13 protein-coding genes, 1 tRNA gene and 1 other RNA gene are annotated in these 14,751 nt (G+C 67.6%); 12 read left to right on the top strand and 3 right to left on the bottom strand.

What is annotated here, in order from left to right:
* Window positions 1-176: 176 nt before the first annotated feature.
* Complete coding sequence (locus tag KZX42_RS14225; protein ID WP_248120520.1) at window positions 177-1,550, top strand: transposase; 1,374 nt, start codon at window positions 177-179, stop codon at window positions 1,548-1,550.
* Between the two features lie 307 nt (window positions 1,551-1,857).
* On the opposite strand, the gene KZX42_RS14220 is transcribed toward KZX42_RS14225, so the two are convergent.
* Window positions 1,858-2,391 carry a hypothetical protein gene (locus KZX42_RS14220; protein WP_248120312.1) on the bottom strand — a complete coding sequence of 178 codons (534 nt, stop codon included), beginning with the start codon at window positions 2,389-2,391 and terminating at the stop codon, window positions 1,858-1,860.
* Between the two features lie 267 nt (window positions 2,392-2,658).
* Window positions 2,659-2,734 (bottom strand) — tRNA-Ile (locus KZX42_RS14215).
* Between the two features lie 214 nt (window positions 2,735-2,948).
* Here KZX42_RS14215 and KZX42_RS14210 point away from each other — a divergent pair.
* On the top strand, window positions 2,949-3,749 hold the full coding sequence (locus tag KZX42_RS14210) for an SIMPL domain-containing protein (protein WP_248120310.1): 801 nt from the start codon (window positions 2,949-2,951) through the stop codon (window positions 3,747-3,749).
* Between the two features lie 126 nt (window positions 3,750-3,875).
* Here the strand turns inward: KZX42_RS14210 and panD are convergent, their stop codons facing one another.
* Complete coding sequence (gene panD, locus KZX42_RS14205; protein ID WP_248120309.1) at window positions 3,876-4,232, bottom strand: aspartate 1-decarboxylase; 357 nt, start codon at window positions 4,230-4,232, stop codon at window positions 3,876-3,878.
* A 214-nt stretch (window positions 4,233-4,446) separates the two neighbouring features.
* Between panD and sppA the strand changes: the two genes are divergently transcribed.
* The 10 genes from sppA to murF all read left to right on the top strand — a co-directional run bounded on the left by sppA (window position 4,447) and on the right by murF (window position 14,750).
* A complete protein-coding gene (gene sppA / locus KZX42_RS14200; protein WP_248120307.1) occupies window positions 4,447-6,225 on the top strand; it encodes a signal peptide peptidase SppA in 1,779 nt (592 codons plus the stop codon).
* A 105-nt stretch (window positions 6,226-6,330) separates the two neighbouring features.
* On the top strand, window positions 6,331-6,654 hold the full coding sequence (locus tag KZX42_RS14195) for a hypothetical protein (RefSeq protein WP_248120305.1): 324 nt from the start codon (window positions 6,331-6,333) through the stop codon (window positions 6,652-6,654).
* A 12-nt stretch (window positions 6,655-6,666) separates the two neighbouring features.
* A complete protein-coding gene (locus KZX42_RS14190; RefSeq protein ID WP_248120303.1) occupies window positions 6,667-7,428 on the top strand; it encodes an N-acetylmuramoyl-L-alanine amidase in 762 nt (253 codons plus the stop codon).
* Between the two features lie 32 nt (window positions 7,429-7,460).
* Window positions 7,461-7,838, top strand: an RNA gene (gene rnpB / locus KZX42_RS14185) — RNase P RNA component class A.
* 381 nt (window positions 7,839-8,219) lie between these two features.
* A complete protein-coding gene (locus tag KZX42_RS14180; protein ID WP_248120301.1) occupies window positions 8,220-8,696 on the top strand; it encodes a division/cell wall cluster transcriptional repressor MraZ in 477 nt (158 codons plus the stop codon).
* On the top strand, window positions 8,693-9,661 hold the full coding sequence (rsmH, locus tag KZX42_RS14175; protein WP_248120300.1) for a 16S rRNA (cytosine(1402)-N(4))-methyltransferase RsmH: 969 nt from the start codon (window positions 8,693-8,695) through the stop codon (window positions 9,659-9,661). The genes KZX42_RS14180 and rsmH overlap by 4 nt, the downstream gene beginning before the upstream one ends.
* Window positions 9,658-10,104 carry a cell division protein gene (locus KZX42_RS14170; protein ID WP_248120298.1) on the top strand — a complete coding sequence of 149 codons (447 nt, stop codon included), beginning with the start codon at window positions 9,658-9,660 and terminating at the stop codon, window positions 10,102-10,104. Before rsmH ends, KZX42_RS14170 begins: the two co-directional genes overlap by 4 nt.
* Window positions 10,101-11,885: a penicillin-binding protein 2 gene (locus tag KZX42_RS14165; RefSeq protein WP_248120296.1), complete on the top strand. Its 1,785-nt coding sequence runs from the start codon at window positions 10,101-10,103 to the stop codon at window positions 11,883-11,885. The genes KZX42_RS14170 and KZX42_RS14165 overlap by 4 nt, the downstream gene beginning before the upstream one ends.
* On the top strand, window positions 11,882-13,339 hold the full coding sequence (locus KZX42_RS14160; protein WP_248120294.1) for a UDP-N-acetylmuramoyl-L-alanyl-D-glutamate--2,6-diaminopimelate ligase: 1,458 nt from the start codon (window positions 11,882-11,884) through the stop codon (window positions 13,337-13,339). The genes KZX42_RS14165 and KZX42_RS14160 overlap by 4 nt, the downstream gene beginning before the upstream one ends.
* Window positions 13,332-14,750, top strand: a complete 1,419-nt coding sequence (gene murF, locus KZX42_RS14155) for a UDP-N-acetylmuramoyl-tripeptide--D-alanyl-D-alanine ligase (protein WP_248120292.1) — start codon at window positions 13,332-13,334, stop codon at window positions 14,748-14,750. Before KZX42_RS14160 ends, murF begins: the two co-directional genes overlap by 8 nt.
* Window position 14,751 lies beyond the last annotated feature (1 nt).

Here is a 14,751-nt window from a genome sequence, read left to right as displayed (position 1 = left end):
GAAGCCACTGCACGATCGGGGGAGGGGCTGAAGTTAGCGGTAGCGTTTCACGACCGATCGACGGTCGTGCAGCGAAGTCTGCCAAGCGCCGATTTCGTTGAAAAAGGCAGCCTCCGGCAATTGGCATGAGGGCGCCGCGCTCATTCACTCTGGTCGTTGAGACCGGAGGTGCGGCGATGATGGGCGAACGGCGGGTCGATCAGTCAGCCCTGTTCTACGAGTTCTCGCTGGAGCGGCATGTGCCGGCGGATCACCTGTTGCGGGCGATTGATCGCTTCGTGGAACTGGACGGGCTGCGGGCGCATCTGGCGCCGTTCTACAGCACCATCGGTCGCCCCTCGATCGACCCAGAGTTGCTGATCCGGATGTTGTTGGTCGGCTACTGCTTCGGCATCCGCTCGGAGCGGCGGTTGTGCGAGGAAGTCCACCTGAACCTGGCTTATCGCTGGTTCTGCCGGCTGGGCCTGGACGGCGACGTGCCGAACCACTCGACCTTCTCGAAGAACCGCCATGGCCGCTTCCGCGACAGCGACTTGCTGCTGGAACTGTTCGAGACGGTGCTGCGCCGCTGCATGGCCGAGGGTCTGGTCGGCGGTGAGCGCTTCGCCGTCGATGCGAGCCTGATCAAGGCTGACGCCAACCGCCAGCGCTGCGTGCCCGGCGACGAAGGTCTGCCGCCCGAGGCCGCCAGCCGCGCGATCGACGAGTATCTGGCCGTGCTTGACGACGCAGCCTTCGGCGGCGCCACCCCGGTGACGCCCAAGTTCATCTCGCCAGCCGACCCGGCCTCGCGCTGGACCGGCGCCAACAAGGGTCTGGCCTTTTTCGCCTATGCGACGAACTATCTGATCGACCTGGACCACGCGATCATCGTCGATGTCGAGCCGTGCACGGCGGTGCGCCAGGCTGAGGTGACGGCGGCCCGCACCATGATCGAGCGTGCGCGCGAGCATCATGATCTGTGGCCTGCCCGGCTGGCGGCGGACACGGCCTATGGCTCGGCCGAGATGCTGGACTGGCTGGTCCACGATCAGGGCATCGAGCCCCACATCCCTGTCATCGACAAATCCGAGCGGGTCGACGGGACTTTCTCACGCAGCGACTTCGCCTATGACCACGCCCAGGACCTCTACCGCTGCCCGGCGGGCAAGACGCTGGTCCACGGTCGGCGCGTCTTCTCGACGCCCCGGACCCAGGCGCCGCCTGATGACACCCTGCGCTATCGCGCCAGCACGGCCGACTGCCGGGCCTGCGCCCTCAAGCCTCGCTGCTGCCCCAACACGCCGATGCGCAAGGTCACGCGCTCAATCCACGAAGGCGCCCGGGACTTCGCCCGCGACATCGCCAAGACCGACGCCTACGTCGTTTCCCGGCGCGAACGGAAGAAGGTCGAGATGCTGTTCGCCCACCTCAAGCGCATCCTGAAGCTGGACCGACTGCGCCTGAGAGGCCCCAACGGCGCCAAGGACGAGTTCCTCCTCGCCGCCACCGCCCAGAACCTGCGCAAAATGGCCAAACTGATCCCACCAACGACGCCGGCGACCGCGTGAGGCGAGAATAAACCGCAGCGTCCGTCACTGGCGGCGATCTCAGCAGCCGCCTTTTCAACGAAATCCGCCAATAGTGGACATTGATTTCCAACCGACAAGCAGACGTCATTGGCTTGGTCTGAGTCAGCGCCTCACTGACTCACACGGTCAGAGATCGTGCTCTGGCGGCAACCGTACCGCCACCGTAGCTAAACTGCCCTTGTCGCCGGCACACGCATCGGCATCAGCCTAGCCTAACCTCGGCGTAAGGGCTGCTCAGGCGGGCGCAAGCTAACATGATGCATCCGCACACCTTGGTCGATTGCACCTATTTCCTGAATAAATTAATGCGAATGCTGTCACCGAAGAAGCCTGTCTCTCTACTCCACGACGAGATGATGTTCCGCGTCTTCATGATCCCGGACCATCGGCCGGGCGACTGGATGCGTTTGAACCTGGACAGCGGCAGGCGATTGGCGTCGGCGCCGTAGAGCATCTGCTGAAGGATACTGCGCTCGATTTCCTGTCTTCCGACCGCCATACCAGTGGGTACGGCCTCGGGCATGAACGCCGCCAACGAGATCTGCAATGCCGGGCGCTTATAGCGTTTCAGGAACGATTTTACGATGCTGCTCTTGCCTGACCCGTAGGGTCCGGTAAGCGCGATGTTCATCACGCGGGGATTGTTGGTCGCCTCCGTCAACGCCGCTGAATATATGCCTGCTTCGTCCGCTTTGTCGGTTGGGGCGAGGTCGACGAATCTGGACTTGTCCTCATCAGCCGCAGGATTGGGAGCAAGCCAATCCGCGACGGATGCAACCCAGCCAGACAATTTCGCTCGAAATTCGAACAGTTTCTTCATGGCGTAAGCCCCCCGTGCGCCCAAGAGATCGACTAACATCGGTCAATCGGCCGCAAAAGCCTGCTCAAATCTGATGACGATGCGCGCGGTCCTGTGATGATGCTGCGCGCGCAGCAAACACAATCACAAATATCCACCCGACAGCGGACATTTCCGCCCGCCGCTTTGACGCAAGCGTGGACACCCTGCTGCTCACTGGAGAGATGAATCTATCCGCTAAGCCACTCTTAAGTGGTTTTGAGCCACTTCTAAGTGGTCCCGACAGAGTGGTAGGCCCGGAGGGACTCGAACCCCCAACCAGACCGTTATGAGCGGTCGGCTCTAACCATTGAGCTACAGGCCCCCAAGGCGCGCCTCGGCGGAAGGAGGTTCGCCTAGCAGGCGCGGGCGCGGCTTGCCAAGCGGCGGCGCGTCAGAAGGTCGTGTTTCGTCGAATTCATGAAGATGAACGGAAACTGCAAAGCCACGAAGGGCGTTCATTCAGGCGAGAACGGCCAAGGTCGTTGCAACGGATCGACGAGCCCGTCGCTTCTGGATCGAATACGGAGACAAACCGCATGACCCGCACCCTGACGGCCCCCGCCAAACGCCTGACCGCGCCCGCCCTGAAGACGCTGGCCCTGGGCGGCGCGGTCGCCGCCGCCGCCTTCATGGCCGCCGCCACGCCGCGCGCCATGGCCCAGACCGCCGAACCGTCCATGGGAGCCATGCATATGATGCAGCCCGCGCCGTCGCTGAACCTGTCGGCCTATGGCGAGGTCAAGGCCGCGCCGGACATGGCCACCATCACCTTCGGCGTCCAGACCGAGGCGCCGACGGCCCAGGCCGCCATGCGCGATAACGCCACCCAGATGACGCGCGTTGTCGCCGCCCTGCGTCGCGCAGGCATCGCCGAGCGCGACATCCAGACCTCGGGCCTGAACCTGTCGGCCCAGTATGACTATCAACAGAACGAGCCGCCCAAGCTGCGCGGCTATCAGGCGGTCAACCGCGTGACGGTGGTCATCAACGACCTGACCAAGGTGGGGACGACGGCCGACGCCGTGGTCGCGGCCGGCGTCAACCAGATCGACGGCATCAGCTTTGGCCTGAAGGACCCCACGGCGGCCGAGAATCAGGCGCGCCAACTGGCCGTCCGCAATCTGCAGGCCAAGGCCCAGTTGTACGCCCAGTCGCTGAACGTCCAACTGTCGGGCATCCGCAACCTGACCGAGGGCGGCGGCTATGCGCCGCAGCCGCCGATGCCGATGTTCGCCGCCCGCGCGGTGGCCATGGATCGTGCCGAAAGCACCCCAGTCTCGGCCGGCGAACTGTCGGTGCGGATCGATATCTCGGGCGTTTACGACATCGCCCGCTGATCCCATCGGCTGAAACGAAGAAAGGCCCGCCGGCGACGGCGGGCCTTTTTTGTTGGTGGGTGGGCGGCAAGGAGCGCCTCCACCGCTTTGCGGTCCTCCTCCCCATCTCATGGAGAGGAGACGGCTTCAGCCCGCGTGCTTGATCTCGTTGGCGTCGTCCAGCAGGACCACGTTCGGGTTCCACTGACGAGCCTCTTCATGGGGCATCTGGCCATAGGTGACCACGATGACCTTGTCGTTCTTCTGCACCAGGCGGGCGGCGGCGCCGTTGACGCCGATGACGCGCGAGCCGCGCGGGGCCTCGATGGCGTAGGTGGTGAAGCGCGCGCCATTGGTGATGTTCAGCACATCGACCTGCTCGTGCGGATAGATGCCCGCGGCGTCCAGCAGATCCATGTCGATGGCGATCGATCCCTCGTAGTCGAGATCGGCCTGGGTCACCGTGGCCCGGTGCAGCTTGGACTTCATCAGGGTGACCAGCATCGCCCGGTCTCCTCGTAATACACGCGCGATTTCAGGCCGCGCCGACAGGCCGCTCATATAGGGATTTTCGCCGTCTGCATCAATCGCCGCCGCTGCATTGCAACATGAGCGGCCGCAGTGGTCGCGATCTTGCGACACCTTCATTTGACGACGGCGAAGCGCCCCCTATGCTGGCCCGGCCATTTCCGGCCTGCGAGCGCGCGTTTTCCCTCCGATGAAGCAATTCTTTCTGACGGTCCTGGGTGTCTTCACCGGGTTGATCCTCTTCGTGGTCGTGATTCCCGTGGTGCTGCTGACGGTCGCCGTCGCCTCGACGTCCAAGCCGACGACCCCGGCCAATACGGTGCTTGAGCTGGACCTGCGCGGCGGGATCAGCGACCAGCCGTCGTCCAATCCGTTCGCGGCCTTCGGCGGCTCTGGCCTGGCCCTGACCCGTGTGGTCGACGGCCTGCAGCAGGCCCAGGGCGACAGCAGCGTCAAGGCCGTGCTGATCCGCCTGCCGGAAAGCGGCATGACCCCGGCCACCGCCGACGAACTGCGCCAGGCCATCCATCGCTTCCGCGCCTCGGGCAAGCCGGTCGTCGCCCACAGCCAGGGCTTCGCGCCCGCTGGGGCGGTGATGTCGACCTATATGGTCGGGGCGTCGGCGTCGGAGCTGTGGATGCAGAACACCGCCGGCTTCCAGGCCACGGGCTTCTCGGCCGACAGCCTGTTCCTGGGCCGCGCCTTCCAGAAATACGGGGTGAAGGCCGAGTTCGAGCAGCGTTACGAATACAAGAACGCCGTAAACGAATACACCCAGAGCGATTACACCGGCCCGCACCGCGAGGCCATGACCGCCTGGATGACCTCCATCTACGACAGCGCCCTGGGCCACGCCGCTCAGGATCGCAAGACGACGGCTCCGACGCTGAAGACCCTGATCGAGGCCGGCCCCTATACGGCCGAACAGGCCTTGGCCAACCGCCTGATCGATAAGGTCGGCCAGGTCGAGGAGGCCGAGATCGCCGTCAAGGCCCGCGCCGGCAAGGGCGCCGAGATCGTCGAGTTCGGCAAATATCTGAACCAGAAGGGCGAACGCGCCGGCTCGGGCCGAAACGCCATCGCCATCGTGGGCGGCGAGGGGGCCATCGTGACCGGCCGAGGCGGCGGCGGCGGCTTCGGCGGCGGATCGTCCATCTATTCCGACGACACGGCCGAGGCCATCTATGACGCCATCGAGGACAAGGACGTGAAGGCCATCGTCTTCCGCGTCTCGTCACCCGGCGGTTCGCCCGAGGCGTCCGAACAGATTCTGGCCGCCGTGCGCGCGGCGCGTGCGGCCGGCAAGCCGGTGGTGGTCTCCATGGGCGCCTATGCGGCCTCGGGCGGCTATTGGGTCAGTTCCGAAGCCGACTGGATCGTGGCCCAGCCGACCACCCTGACCGGATCCATCGGCGTGTTCGGCGGCAAGTTCGTGCTGGCGGACGCTTTGGGCCGCTTCGGCGTGGATATGCGCGGCCTGACGGTGGGCGGCGAATACGCCGACGCCTTCTCGCCCGGCCAGAGCTTCACTCCGGCCCAGCGCGCGGCCTTCTCGGGCCAGATGGACCGTATCTACGACGACTTCATCAGCCGCGTCGCCACGGGCCGCAAACTGCCTGCGGAACGGGTGCGCGAGATCGCCAAGGGGCGCGTCTGGACAGGCGCCCAGGCCCTGCCGCTGGGGCTGGTGGACCAGCTGGGCGGCCTGACCGAAGCGGTGGCCAAGGCCAGGCAGTTGGCCAAGATTCCCGCCGATCAGTCCGTCCGCTTCAAGCATTTCCCCAAGGAGAAGTCGCCGTGGCAGGCCATTTCCGAAATGTTCGGCGTCCAGACCGAAGCCGCCAAGGCCCTCGTCATGCTGGGCGGGGTGATGGCCGATCCCCAGGCCCAGGCGGTGATGCAGCGGATCGACAGCGACAGGATGCGCAGCCAGGGCGCCGTGGTCCTGGCCGAACAGCCGATGTTCTGACGGAGGCGCCGAAGCGCGGCCGTGCGCCGCAGTCCATTGACCGCAGGCCCCGATGGACCGACATTGCGGTTCAGGCGTTCCCCGGAGCGCCTGAAAGGATGATCCATGTTCCAGCCTGAACGTCTCGCCACTATCGGTTTCGCCGCCCGCCGCCGTCCCAACGGCCTGGTCGCCTCGGTGATGTGGCTCGCCGGCGTGATCGCGGCCGTCGCCGCCATGGCCGTCGGTGCGGTGCTGGCCGTCTTCACCGCCGCTGCGGTGGCGGTGATCGCCCTGTTCGCGGGGGTGCTGGTCTTCCTGGTCGGTCTGGTGATGCGGACCCGGCGCACCATGACGCCGCGCCGCCGCGCCGGCGATCCCGACCTGATCGAGGCGCACAAGGTGGACGGCGCCTGGGTCGCCTATGGGTGGGAACGCAACGGCCGCTGAGGCCACGCCTTCATGATCGCCTTCATCGACGCGCCTTCGCCCAACTTCGACGCGCGCCGTGCGCCGCCCGACATGCTGGTGCTCCACTATACGGGGATGCAAACGGGCGAGGCGGCCCTGGCGCGCCTGCGCGATCCCGAGGCCAAGGTCTCGGCTCATTATCTGGTGGAGGAGGACGGCCGCATCTTCCAACTCGCGCCAGAAGAACGCCGCGCCTGGCACGCCGGTCGCGGCGTCTGGCAGGGCCAAGACGACTGCAACGCCGCCTCCATCGGCATCGAGATCGTCAATCCCGGCCATGAGTTCGGCTATCGCGACTTCCCCGAAGATCAGGTCGCGGCCGTCATCGCCCTGATCGGCGACATCCGCAGCCGCTGGACCATCCCCGACAACCGCATCATCGGCCATTCCGATCTGGCGCCGGACCGCAAGGAAGATCCCGGAGAACGCTTCCCCTGGAAACGTCTGGCCGAGGCTGGCCACGGCCTGTGGTTCGAACCGGCCCCCGAGCGTATCCAGGCCTTGGGCGGCCTGTTGCAGAAAGGGGATCAGGGGATCGGCGTCATCGTCCTGCGCGCCGGTCTGCATCGCCTGGGCTACGGGCTGAAGCCCGGCGGCGATTATGATGCGGATGCCGAAACCGCCGTCCGCGCCTTCCAGCGTCACTGGCGCCCCAGCCGGATCGACGGCGTCGCCGACGGCGAAACCCGCGCCCGCCTTGTCGGCCTGCTTCAACTCGCCAGCGCCGAAAGCGTGACGGGCGTGCTGGATTGACCTTCGGCCCGGTTACGCGCATCTAGCGCGCGCCAGACGGCTGGGCGGTCGCGGCGGGACTTGATCCCGTCGAGGAAAGTCCGGGCTCCACGGTGAAGAGGCGGCGGATAACTTCCGCCCGGGGCGACCCGAGGGATAGCGCCACAGAAAGCAAACCTCCGGCCTTGCGAGGCCGGTAAGGGTGAAAGGGTGGGGTAAGAGCCCACCGCGTGCCTGGCAACAGGGACGGCATGGCAAGCCCCGCCTGGAGCAAGACCAAATAGGGACATCGCGCGGGCTCGCTCGCGGGGTTCACCGCCTCAGATGTCCGGGTAGGTCGCGAGAACCGATCAGCAATGGTCGGTCCAGAGGAATGATCGTCGCCGCTTTTCGGAGCGGAACAAAACCCGGCTTACAGGCCGTCTGGCATATTTTCCCTGGGCCTGTCGGCCCTCGGCCTGTCTGGGTTCGCACGCCTGTTGCTCTGCTGTGGTCCGTATTCGGATTATCCCCGCATTTCAGCGTTCTGATGGCGCATGCGCGGTCCAGCGCTCGTTAACCTGTTGTCTCTCCAACGAAGGTTAGAACGCTTCACAGGCTGTGAATACTTAAGATGTTCTATGTATGTTCCGCTTCTATGAGCGTGTTCAGGTGGCCACATGTCAAAACATGGTTAAATCTTGGTCTCGATCCCATTGAGGCCCATTTCGTCCCATGCTATCCCAATATCATGATTTGGGGCTGAAAGGCGGGCGCGGCGGGCGTTCGTCAGGCATCTAGGGACGGGCCGGAAGGGTCCGATTGGCCAGGGCGTGTTTCTCTCGACCTATGAGAAGCAGCTGGACGGCAAGCGCCGTCTCCTGATCCCCAACGATTTCCGCACGGCCGAAAACGGCGCGGCCGGCGGCGTTTTCATCTTCCCCTCTATCGAGGCCGACTGCCTGGAAGCGGGCGGCGACCGCCTGTTCGCCGTCTATGCCGAAATGATCGAGGCTCTGCCGTTCGGGTCCGAAGAGCGTTCTGCCTTGGAGTGGCAGGTCATGGGCGAGCAGGTGCGTTTGGCCTATGATTCCGGCGGTCGCATCACCCTGCCGGAAAGCCTGTGCGCCGAGGCGGGTCTGGACGACACCGTCGTCATCGTCGGCCTGAACGACCGTTTCCAGATCTGGTCGCGCGAGAAATGGGCGGCCCGCCGCGCCGAACAACGCGCCCTGGCCAAGGCCGGCATGGCCCAGATCGGCGCCCTGAAGCTGCAGGCCCAGATGAAGCTGGCGGGAGGTGGGGCGTGATTGACGCTCCGCACGCCCCCGTCCTGCTGGCCGAGGTGATCGAGGCTCTGTCGCCCGCGCCCGGCGATGTGATGATCGACGCCACCTTCGGCGCCGGCGGCTATACCCGCGCCATCCTGAAGTCCGGCGCCCAGGTGATCGGACTGGATCGCGACCCGACGGTCCAGCCGCACGCCGAGGCGGTCGCCAATGACTTCCCCGGTCGGTTCCAACTGATCCGCACCCCCTTCTCGGGTCTGGCGCAAGCCTTCGCCGACAGCGGCGAGGCCCAGCTGGACGGCGCCGTGTTCGACATCGGCGTGTCCTCCATGCAGCTGGATCAGGCCGAGCGCGGCTTCTCCTTCATGCGCGACGGTCCGTTGGACATGCGGATGTCCGACGACGGCGCAACCGCAGCCGACATCGTCAACACCTGGGATCACGGCCCCCTGGCCCACATCTTCAAACTGTATGGCGAAGAGCGTCAGTCGGGCCGGGTCGCCACCGCCATCCTGCGCCGGCGCGTCGAACAACCCTTCACCCGGACCCTGGATCTGGCCGAGGTCGTCGAAAAGGCTCTGGGCGGTCGTCGCGGCGCGCCGATTCATCCTGCGACCCGGGTGTTTCAGGCCCTGCGCATCGCGGTGAATGACGAACTGGGCGAACTGGAGCGCGGGCTGGAGGCGGCCGAGGCGACCCTGGCGCCCGGCGGCCGTCTGGCCGTCGTCACCTTCCATTCGCTGGAAGACCGCATCGTCAAGGCCTTCCTGACGGAGCGCACCGGCAATGCGCCCGCCGGTTCGCGCCACGCGCCCATGGCCGTCGATCCGCGCAAGCCCAGCTTCACGCTTCGGTTCAAGGGCGCGCGCGAGGCGGGCGACGAAGAGCGTTCGACCAATCCCCGCGCCCGCTCGGCGAAGCTGCGCGCGGCCATCCGAACCGACGCCCCGGCCTGGGGCGGGATTTCCGGGAAGGCTGCGGCATGACCACGGCGCCCTTCTTCACCTATTCCCGCTCGGCCCTTCAGCGCCTGTTCGACTGGAAGGTGCGCGGCGTGCGCTGGGTCGAGATCATCGGTGTGGCTCTGGTCGCGATCATGATCGTGTCGGTCTATGCCGCCAAGGCGGCCGCCGCGCGCGAAAGCAGCCGCATCGCCCAGCTGGAGCAGGACATCCGCGAGAACGGTCAGCGTGTCCGCCTGTTGCGGGCTGAGGTCGCCCGACTGGAGCAGCCCGCCCGGCTGGAGGCCCTGTCGCGCCAGATCGGCATGGCCCCGGTCGACGTCCACCGCCAGGCGGGGGAGGGGCAGTTGACCGCCCTGAAGCCAGCCGCCGCCGCCAAGCCGGCCGCCGCCCCTGCCGCGACGCCCGCCGCCCCCGCGATCGCCGACGACGCCGCGCCCGCGCCCGCTCATGAGACGCAGCAATGAGCGTTCAGGACCATCGCTATCACCGCCCCGCGCCGGGTGGCGACTTCCAGGAGCGGTTGCAGGGCCGTCTGTCGCCGTTCTGGCGCTGGCTGTCCGAGCTGGTCTGGAGGCTGGAGCATGGGTTCGAACGCGCCCGCGCCGACGCCCGGCCGGAAGAAGACACGCGCGTCCGCATCTTCCTGATCATGATCGTCTTTTCGTGCGTCTTCGCTGGGCTGGCGCTGGGCGCGTCCTATAAGGCGCTGCTGGCCCCCGGCGGCGGGCGCGGCGCCGGCGCCAATCCCGACGCCCTCGTGCGCGGCGATCTGACGGATCGCAACGGCGAACTGCTGGCCACCAACATCGTCCACTACGGCCTCTATATAGATCCGGCCGAGATCTGGGATCGCGACCTGGCCTATCGCCAGCTGCGCCGCGCCCTGCCGCGTATCTCCAGCGACCGGCTGAAGCGTGTCCTGGCCGGTGATCGCCGCCTGATCGCCCTGACCGGCCTGACGCCTCAGGAAAAGGCCGCCGTCCACGACCTGGCTCTGGGCGGCGTCACCTTCGAGCCCGAGGATCGCCGCGCCTATCCGCTGGGAACCTCGGCCGTCCACCTGATCGGCGACGCCGACACGGGCGGGCAGGGGGTGTCCGGCGCCGAACTGGCCTTCAACGACGAAATCCGCGCGGCGGGCCAGCGGGGCGAGACCTTCCCCCTGTCCATCGACCTGCGCGTTCAGGGCGTGCTGGAAAACGAACTGGCCGCCGCAGCGATCAAGGCCCAGGCCAAGGGCGCGGTGGGCATCGTCACCGACGTCCAGACCGGCGAGGTGCTGGGCATGGCCTCCTGGCCGACCTTCAACTCGGCCAATCGCGGCGCGGCGCCCGATGGCGCGACGCTGAACCGCGCCGTCTCGGGCCACTATGAAATGGGCTCGGTGTTCAAGACCTTCACCGTCGCCGCCGGTCTGGACACCGGCCGGGCCGACATGAACACCCTGTTCGACGCCTCCCAGGCCTTCCAGATCGGCGACCGCAAGATCAAGGACTTCCACGCCCAGAACCGGGTGATGACCCTGGAGGAAGTCTATCTGCACTCCTCCAACATCGGCACCTCGCAACTGGCGGTGCAGATGGGGCCGGACGTGATGCGCAGCTATTTCCAGCGGCTGGGCCTGCTGGACCCCGCCAGGATCGAGCTGAAGGAATCGGCCAAGCCTGTCGTGCCGCGCCGCTGGGACAATTCGACCCTGGCGTCGCTGTCGTTCGGCTATGGCATCATGATCACCCCGGCCCAGATGATACAGGCCATGGGCGCCCTGACCAACGGCGGGCGGATGATCCCGTTGAGCCTGCGCAAGGGCGGGGCGCGCGGCGTCCAGCCCCAGCAGGTCGTCACCGAAGAGACCTCGCGCACCATTCTGGACCTGATGCGCCGCAATGTGGTCAAGGGTTCGGGCGGCTTCGCCGATGCGCCCGGCCTGCGCGTGGGCGGAAAGACCGGCTCGGCCAACAAGCTGGTCGGCGGCCGCTACGACCCCAGCCACGCCCTCGGCTCCTTCGCGGCGGTCTTCCCAGTCGATGGTCCGCTGAACGGCAAACGCTACGCCATCCTGATCGTGATGGACGAGCCGGGGACCTATCCCAAGACCGGCGCCTATGTCGCCGCCCCGGCTGTGCGCAACATCGCCGACCGCATCGCCGGTTTCCTGGGCGTGGAACGGCGCGAGGACCGCTGGCGCACCGCCATGGGCGAGAAGGTTCCCGCCTATCAGGACGTGGCGGGGGACGGGCTGTGAGCGCGCTTCACCTGTCCGACCTGCTGCGCCGCGACGTAGCCTCCGATCCCGTCATCACCGGCGTCACCGCCGACAGCCGCAAGGTCGCGCCCGGCGCCCTGTTCGTCGCCCTGCCGGGATCGGCCGCCGACGGCCGCGCCTTCATACCCCAGGCCCTGGCCCAGGGCGCCGCCGCCGTCCTGGCCCCCGCCGACACCCCCGATACGGCGGCGCCGGTCCTGGTCACGTCCGGCGACGTGCGCCGCGCCTACGCCATCGCCGCGCGCGGATTCTACGGCGCCCAGCCCAAGACCTGCGTCGCCGTGACCGGCACCAACGGCAAGACCTCGGTCGCCGCCTTCTGCCGCCAGCTGTGGGCGGGCGTCGGGCACAAGTCGGCCAGCATGGGCACCCTGGGCGTCGTCGGTCAGAAGGGCGACAAGACCTACGCCCTGACCGGCCCCGGCCTGACCAGCCCCGACGCCGCCGAGGCCGCCCGCCTGATGGCCGAACTGGCCAGGAAGGACGTGACCCATGTCGCGCTGGAGGCCTCGTCCCACGGCATCGACCAGCGCCGGCTGGACGGTGTGGCGCTGAAGGCCGCCGCCTTCACCAACCTGACCCAGGATCACCTCGATTATCACGGCACGATGCAGGATTATCGCGCCGCCAAGATGCGTTTGTTCGAGACCCTGCTGCCGCGCGGCCGCACCGCCGTCCTGAATGCCGATTCCGACGCCTATTCCGCCTTCGCCTCGGCCTCCATAATGGCGGGTCTGGGCGTGATGGCGGTGGGCGAGCGGGGCCGCGACCTGACCCTGATCGGGCGCCAGGCGACGCCGGAGGGGCAGCGCCTGACCCTGGACGTGCGCGGCCAGGTCCGCGACATCCTGCTGCCTCTCGCCGGCGCCTTCCAGGCCTCCAACGCCCTGGTGGCGGCGGGGCTGTGCATCGCGGCGGGCGACGACCCCGACGCTGTTATCGGCGCGCTGGAGGGGCTGACGGGCGCGCAGGGCCGACTGCAACGCATCGGCGCCGAGACTGGGCGGGGCGAGGTCTATGTCGATTACGCGCACACGCCAGACGGGCTGGAGACGGTGCTGAACGCTCTGCGGCCCCATGCGACCGGCCGTCTGATCGCGGTATTCGGCGCGGGGGGCGACCGGGATCGCGGCAAGCGGCCCCTGATGGGCGCCATCGCCGGCCGTCTGGCGGACGTCGCCATCGTCACCGACGACAATCCCCGCTCCGAAGACCCCGCCGCCATCCGCGCCGAGGTGCGCGCCGCCTGCCCCGACGCGCTGGAGATCGGCGACCGCCGCGCCGCCATCGCCGCCGCCGTCGAAATGATGCGCGAAGGGGATGTGGTGGTCATCGCCGGAAAAGGGCATGAACAGGGGCAGATCGTCGCGGGCGTGACCCACCCCTTCGACGACGCCACCGTCGTCTCCGAGGCCCTGTCCCTTTATGCCTGACGCCATCGCCCGCCCGCTCTGGACGGCCGCCGAAGTCGCCGCCGCCACGGGCGGCGTGCTGCACGGCGACAACCGCCCGATCATGGGCGTCACCTACAACAGCCGCGAGATCGCGCGCGGCGACCTGTTCCTGGCGCTGAAGGGCGCCCGCGACGGGCATGAGTTCGCCGCTGACGCCTTCGCCGCCGGGGCAGCCGCCGCCCTGGTCCAACATCCGGTCGAGGGCGGGCCCTGCATCGTCGTCCCCGATACGCTGCACGGCCTCGAAGCGCTGGGCGTCGCCGCCCGCCAACGCGCGCCCCAGGTGAAGCGCGGCGCCGTCACCGGCAGCGTCGGCAAGACCAGCGTGACCCAGGCGATCAAGGCGGGACTTGATCTGGCGGGCCCGGCGCATGGCTCGATCAAGAGCTACAACAACCATATCGGCGTGCCGCTGACGCTGGCGCGGATGCCGGTCGAGACCCAGCGCGCCGTGTTCGAAATCGGCATGAATGCGCCGGGCGAAATCGCGCCGCTGTCCAGATTCGTGGCGCCGCACGCGGCCTGCGTCACCACCGTCGGCCCAGTCCATATCGAGGCCTTCGCCGATGGCGAAGCCGGGGTCGCGCGCGAGAAGGCGGCCATCTTCCAGGGCCTGGTGCCCGGCGGGACTGCGGTGGCCAATGGCGATGTCGCCTTCGCCGGCGTGCTGGCCGAGGCCGCCCGTGCTGTGAACGCCCGTCTCGTCGTCTTCGGAACCCAGGCTGGCTGCGACGCCCGCTTGATGGACTTCCGCCCGGACGCGGAGGGCGCGACCGTCACCGCGGAACTGTTCGGCCGGCCGCTGCAATACCGCCTGGCTCAGTCGGGCGCCCACTGGGGCCTGAACAGCCTGTGCGTCTTGGCCATGCTGGACGCGCTGGACGTGCCGCTGGAGACGGGTCTCAAGGCCCTGGCCGACTTCCAGCCGCTGGCAGGCCGGGGTCAGACACGCCAGGTCGCCCTGGTCGACGGCGCCTTCACCCTGATCGACGAAAGCTACAACGCCAATCCCCTGTCGATGACCGCAGGGTTCAAGAGCCTGGGCGCCCGCGCCGTGTCGGGCCGCCGCGTCGTGGTTCTGACCGACATGCTCGAACTGGGCGACCAGAGCCGCAGCCTGCACGAGGGCCTGGCCGGTTCCATCGACGCGGCTGGCCTTGATCTGGTCCACGCCGCCGGGCCGCAAATGCGTTGGCTCTACGACGCCCTGCCGGTGTCGCGTCGCGGCCTTTGGCGCGAGACCGCCGCCGAACTGGCCGCCGAAGCCGCCATTCTGGTCGCGCCCGGCGATGTCGTCATGGTCAAGGGATCGAACGGCTCCAAGGCTTCGCTGGTCGCCAAGGCCCTGGCGGATCTGCAAGGCCGCGACACGGCGCCCGCGACGCGATAGG

Origin of the sequence: Brevundimonas sp. EYE_349, from assembly GCF_023147505.1 — a bacterium.
Taxonomy (GTDB): Bacteria; Pseudomonadota; Alphaproteobacteria; order Caulobacterales; family Caulobacteraceae; genus Brevundimonas.
Note: the sequence above shows the minus strand (reverse complement) of the source record. Positions and strands in the feature narration are given on the sequence as shown.